Raw genomic sequence first — 5849 nt, 5'->3', positions numbered from 1 at the left:
GGGACACGTAAAATTCCTACGCTTGGCTGTACTTTTCTTTTCACATTGCAAGGAGATAACTAAAACTATGAGCGATATTCGCACTGCTTCCACCATCTACCGTGACTCGTCCAAGTATGCTCTGCGTTTCGACGCTGTGCATCCGGGCTCCCACTTCCGTATCGTGCAGGAGCGCAGCCGTGGTCTGTTCAAGGAGAACGACTCGCGCATCTACGTCAAGGCTCGTGATGGCTTCTATGCAGAGGAAGCTGCGACTGGTGCAGGCTGTTGCCTGATGCCGAACGACATGGTGATGCCAGTTGTACGCATGACCAAGAACAAGAACTAATCCCTTTAACGTTAAACAGGATAAGACATGAGCAGCAAGAAGCCGTTGGCTCCGACCTCCCGCCCCAATAAGAAGGCGGAACCCGCTACCACCACCGTAGTCAAGGCGCCCGCAGCGGCTGCGACTGTGAGCAAAACATCGCTCCATCCTGTGTTCGTGTATGGCAGTCTGAAGAAAGACTTCCAGTTGCACGAGCATTACCTGATCGACCAGATGCTGGTCGGCAAAGCAGTGATCGAGGGATACACCATGATATCCCTCGGTCAGTACCCCGCCCTGATGGAGACTGGCAATCCCAATCACAGGGTTGAGGGTGAATACTACCTCGTCAGCGACGATGCCTTCGAGGCCATCAAGGCGATGGAAGAACGGGCAGGCTATACAACGGAGACTGTGCGTGGTCACTTCGCTACCAACGACCGCCAACCCACCATGAGCGACGCCACTTTCTCTGCCAAGGCATGGGTCTTCTTCAAATGTTCCGACGGAACTGCGAAGTGGGACACCTTCCATGAGCGCGGCAAGGATTGGCTGTACGTTCGTACCACACCCGACACGAAACCCCAGGAGAACAAGACACCATGATTTTCACCGCCGAACAATACGCCGTCTTCCAGAACTGCTCCATCCCTGCCGCCGTGCGGGCTATGGCTGCGCTGAAGACATCGTTCACCGCTGGCCATATTGGCAAGCAGACCCGCCCGTGGTTTGTGGTGGACTTCCCCTCGCTGCACCCGGCTGACGCCACGCTGGTGGGCTTTGAAATCGAGACTGGTTTCCAGACTGTCGAAGCGCAGTCCAACTTCCTCAACTGGATGTGGGACAACACCAGTTACACCACTGTGGATCGTGAGGGCTGCTCACGCTGCCCCACCGAAATCACCTTCCCCCCGATGCAGCTGAGCCTGCTGACCTCCGATGCCTCGCCCATCAAGGCGATGCTGGATTACAACGAGACTCTGCCTGCTGCTGGCCGTTTGCAGACCACGCGTATCACCCCGAGCAACGACAACGGTGGTTGTGTTGGCTGCCATACCAACATCAGCACCGCTGCCTATCGTGGTCTGGCGAGCAACGAACAGCGAGTGCAGGTTGCCAACCACATCGCCCTCTTCTTCCGCAACCTCAACACTGCCCAGCGCTACGCAATTCAGGGCCGCTCTCCGTACACCAGCGAGGTGGCTTGCAATCGTGGCGGTACTGGCGACGGTGCCAACCGCATCGAGTTCAAGATGTTCCACACCACCACCGATCAGGAACAGTTCAGCAACTACCTGAAGGTGAGCAAGCGTCTGGCTGAGCTGATCGACGCACAGTGTGCAAGCCCGACCCGTTCCATCATCACCGATCCCCTCCGTACCTTCGCGTTCTTGACGCAGGATCTGGAGGACGGTAGTGTTATCCGCCGTGGTAATCAGCAGTACACTGCAAGTATCGTTGACGCTGCCGCCGCTGCTGGACGTGCAGCCGCTGCACAGTGGCAGGGCCAGCTGGCTGCTGCCGCTTAACGTTAAACCTTTCACCGCCCACGAATGCAGGCTTAGTCTACATCTGACGAAGACTCGCCATCCCCTTGTCGTGGGCACCTTCCGCCGTTAGCTCAGCTGGATAGAGCAACAGCCTTCTAAGCTGTTGGTCAGTGGTTCGAGTCCACTACGGCGGACCAACAACATGGGGTGGGTATGGGAAACTTCCGACTCGGAAAGGATGTGTTTGTAGTCACCAGTCGTGACGGCTCGACATTCTACGGTGCGTACTCTGATGTTGATGAGGCGCGAAGTCGTACTGGATATGGTGTTACTGACGCCATCATTCTAGTGTATACCCCAGCCGACCTTCCAGAAGTAAATCCATCAGGAGACAATTGATATGTGTGTTGCTGTAGTAGTACCGGCAGGTGAGAGCCTGACCGAAGCGCAGTTCCGTGCGATGCACTCTGCGAACCGTGATAGCTGGGGCTTCGGATGGCACAACCGCTACGTTGATAACGGTCAGCCCGTCAGCCCCTCGCGCCCCCTCGGGTACGTCACGCACGACAAGGACATCACCTTAGACTGTTCAGTGCCAAGAGCAGCACCGACAGCAGCAGCAACAAACCGGTTGGCAAACACCATATCCTTAAGCTGCTTATTCAGGATGCTAACCTTCTCATCCGTATCAATGCTATCGTCCAGAGCAACACGAGCGATATCATTCACCGGACCCATCGGGTCAATACGGGAAGTGCGGAAGAACAACGGTATACCGTCAGCGTTCTTGCCGAGATAGATGGGATCAGCGAAGCGAGAGTCATCCCGCAACATCTTCTTCATGTCATCAATCTCATCTTCCTTACCTGCATTAAGCACACCAGCCATAGCCTTAACACCGAGGATCAATGCAGCCTGCGACCCTGCGTTACCAGCCAGTCTCGCAAGTCCCTTGGAGATAGCGAGTTGCTGCGCCTTGGGATTGGTTGCCTTGACACCCATCATCACATCGTTAACACCCTGAACCGTACTCTTCACCATCATGCGAGGCACGTTGTAGAAGTAGGGCATGAAGGTGGTGATACCGTAGCGCTCACCCATACGCAGCACCGGGGGAGTCTTACCATACGTGATGTTAGTGTCACGTACAGTGTTGCCAGCTTCGGTCTTGATTTGTTCCGGCGTCATGTCTACACCTTCTGCCTTGTAGAAGTCAGTGAGGAAGTTAACACGATCTTGGAACGCAGCAAGCTTAACCCACGCATCAGACATGGAGAAGGTTTCAACCAGCCCTCGCTTAGCCTTAACAGCCCCGCGAGTCAGTGCGTTGGTTACTTCCCAACCACCAGCGATCTTATCCCTCAGTGCATCGTGTGCTGTAGAGCGAAGCTCCTGAGCACGTGCACTATCCACAACCTGATACTTCACACCATCATCCAACAGGGCGTTGTATTTGTTACCACCATCCGTGAGGATGTTCATCACACTATCCTTACCAGCGACCAATCCACTCACCGCAGTGGCGGGATTGTTAACACCATTCATAGCCAGCATGAACGGACTACCTGCAAAGTTCAGAGCGAGGTTGTAACCATCGAAGACAATGCTCGCCAGCTTAGCCCAGCCTGCACCAGTTGCAACCGCGCTTGCTACATTACCCAACACCTTGTCACCTGCCGCAGCAGAGTTAAGGAACGAGGCAGCCATAGCATCGGTAGTGCTACTGTACATCTCCATCGTAGAGTTGACGATGTTAGCCACCTGTGGGGTGGTGTACATACCATCAAGCGGACCGGCGCTTTCACCAGACAACTGGTAGCTGAACTGCTCGTTACCCTTGGTGTTAGCCTCAGCCTTACCCATCACAAGCCCACTATCACGCAGACCAATGAGGAGCTTGGTGCGCGCCAGCAACTCTCCCTGCTTAGCCAACGTAGTGGCCAGTACAGTGGAGGGCTCAGTGGTGATGCGACCCAGCAGTCTTTCAATAGCCGGATTCATTTCCACTCGCTTCTCTAGGATGCCACGGTCCTGACGCAGACCACCAACGCTCTGAGCAATGGCACCGGGCTTACCACTCACACCCAGCAACTCTCTGATTGTTGCAGCAGCCTTAGCATTCAGGTTGTCAACAGTTACCGAATCCCTCACCGAGTCCAGCATAGCGATCATGCTATCCTTGACGTGAGCCTTAGCAGACGTATCATCCATACCGTTAGCCTTGGCAGCGTCAAGCGAGTTCTGCGTCCAAGTGTCTACGTCATGGTTGGTCCACGTGTTCATCAAGTCGTTCAGCTTAGAGGTCTTCATACCCTGCATATCTTCAATGCTCGGAATCTTAATCTGATCCATCAGGTAGGAAGCGGCATCCGTGTAGATGGTCACTGCCTCAGTCTGCTTGGCATTAAGATCCTTGCCCTGTTCGATACGCTTACCAGCCTGATCCACCTTCTTCAAGAAGTCGCGGGCCAAACTACGGCCAGCCTTACCAGCGTGCATCTGATAGATACGGGTGGTGTAGCCGAAGCCACTGTCCCGAATCTTCTGGATGAACTCCTTGTCCTGCTTGGTGAGGTCGAGCTTCGAGGCAGCCAAGTTATCAGCCAACTCGTTAGACATTTGAGTAATGTCAGCGTATGCTCTCATCAGCGGACGCAGTTCCGGATTGTCACGGACAAAGTTGGCCAGAGCGTTCTCACGTCTAGTCGGATCTTGAATCTTCTCCAAGGCACTCATGCGATCAGCAATCATACGCTTGGTAGTTTCAATAGCCGCAGCCTTCTTCGATCCAGTGTCCTTAGCCAGCTTAGCAGCGTAGGCGTCAATACCCTTATCCAGATCAGCCATGTTGCGCTGAGCGTGCATAGCCGAGTGAGCCGCCTGACCCACAGAGTTCTGGAGCATGTCGTCAAACTGCTTGCCCAGTCCACCAGTGTAGTCAACACTTCCCTTCACCGCTCTCCACAACTTGTTATCCAACCCCTTCAAACCAGCACGAGGAGTAACCAGCGTCACCTGATCCGGGGGCATGGAAGCCAGCACCTTCGGAACATCCACTTCACCCTTGGTCAATTCAACTTCAGGACGAGAGGGGGAGTAACGCGGAGTACGCATTGCTTCCGTCTCCGGGTTCAGCGGGAGTTCAGACTGCGGAGTGTCCACATTGTCCTGAGTGTAGAAGGCTTCACGTTCTGTGATGTTGCGGTGATAGGCGCCCAGCTTTGCATCAGCTGCTTCGTTCATCCCCTCAACCAGTTCGTTAGCCTGAGTTCTGCTATCATCGTAACGAGCAATAGTGGAAGCAGTCTCGGGGGAAACCTTGCTCTGGTCCACCATCTTCGTAAGCTCAGCTGCCTTCTGCCAGTCCGGCTTGTTGAAGTCGTACAGCACTTCGTCAAACCGTGCAGCGTCAGGAGCAGCCTGTCGCAGATCCGATGCTCTGTCCAACACGAGGCGGGACATTCTATCGTTGTTAGCTAGAGCCTTCTCATACGTCTGACGGGTAGCAGCATAGCCGCTCGGGTCCACTGCATCATTGAAGAAGTTCTCCTGCTGACCACCCTGCTGTTGCAGGTAGTGCTGGACTTCGTGCATGATGGAAGTGCGAGGACTAACCTTCCGCATCTTATCCTTAGCCACATAAATCTCACCCGTGTCTCCATGCCACTGAGCAAACGCACCACCGGGGATACTATCCACAGCAATGATCGGGATGTTAGCTGCATCAGGATGCTGTTCGTACAACACCTTATGATCCAGCAAATCCCCCAACGGGATAGGATCAGTTGCTTCGCGGAGACGCTGATAACCGTTAGGCCTCATCGTTGAATCCGCATCAGACAACACAAACTTCTCCTTACCATCGGCGCTCGTGTATGTTCTACCCTCACTACGAGCCTGCTCAAAACCAGCAGAGCTTTCGTTGTAGATGGACGGCATCGGAGCTTCGATGTTACCAGCCAGAGACTCGTCGCTCTGAGCAATGTTCTCCACCAGTCGGTCAGACAGATAGTGAATGTCGTTCAGGTTGACGTCGTTGATGCCCATCATTC

4 protein-coding genes and 1 tRNA gene are annotated in these 5849 nt (G+C 54.3%); 4 read left to right on the top strand and 1 reads right to left on the bottom strand.

What is annotated here, in order from left to right:
• The first annotated feature begins 67 nt into the window (after positions 1 to 67).
• From RR877_RS09580 to RR877_RS09565, 4 genes are all read left to right on the top strand, one after another.
• A complete protein-coding gene (locus RR877_RS09580; protein ID WP_332628063.1) occupies positions 68 to 328 on the top strand; it encodes a hypothetical protein in 261 nt (86 codons plus the stop codon).
• 27 nt (positions 329 to 355) lie between these two features.
• Complete coding sequence (locus RR877_RS09575) at positions 356 to 913, top strand: gamma-glutamylcyclotransferase family protein (RefSeq protein WP_332628062.1); 558 nt, start codon at positions 356 to 358, stop codon at positions 911 to 913.
• The gene (locus RR877_RS09570) at positions 910 to 1836 is read left to right on the top strand and encodes a hypothetical protein (RefSeq protein ID WP_332628061.1); all 927 of its coding nucleotides are present in this window, start codon (positions 910 to 912) and stop codon (positions 1834 to 1836) included. The genes RR877_RS09575 and RR877_RS09570 overlap by 4 nt, the downstream gene beginning before the upstream one ends.
• 81 nt (positions 1837 to 1917) lie before the next feature.
• A tRNA-Arg gene (locus RR877_RS09565) sits at positions 1918 to 1994 on the top strand.
• A gap of 325 nt (positions 1995 to 2319) precedes the next feature.
• Here the strand turns inward: RR877_RS09565 and RR877_RS09560 are convergent.
• A partial coding sequence (locus RR877_RS09560; RefSeq protein WP_332628059.1) for a hypothetical protein occupies positions 2320 to 5849 on the bottom strand: 3530 nt, incomplete at its 5' end.

Source organism: Aurantimicrobium sp. (assembly GCF_036667855.1).
GTDB lineage: Bacteria > Actinomycetota > Actinomycetes > Actinomycetales > Microbacteriaceae > Aurantimicrobium.
The sequence above is the reverse complement of the archived record's forward strand: the minus strand, read 5'-3'. Positions and strand labels throughout refer to the sequence as shown.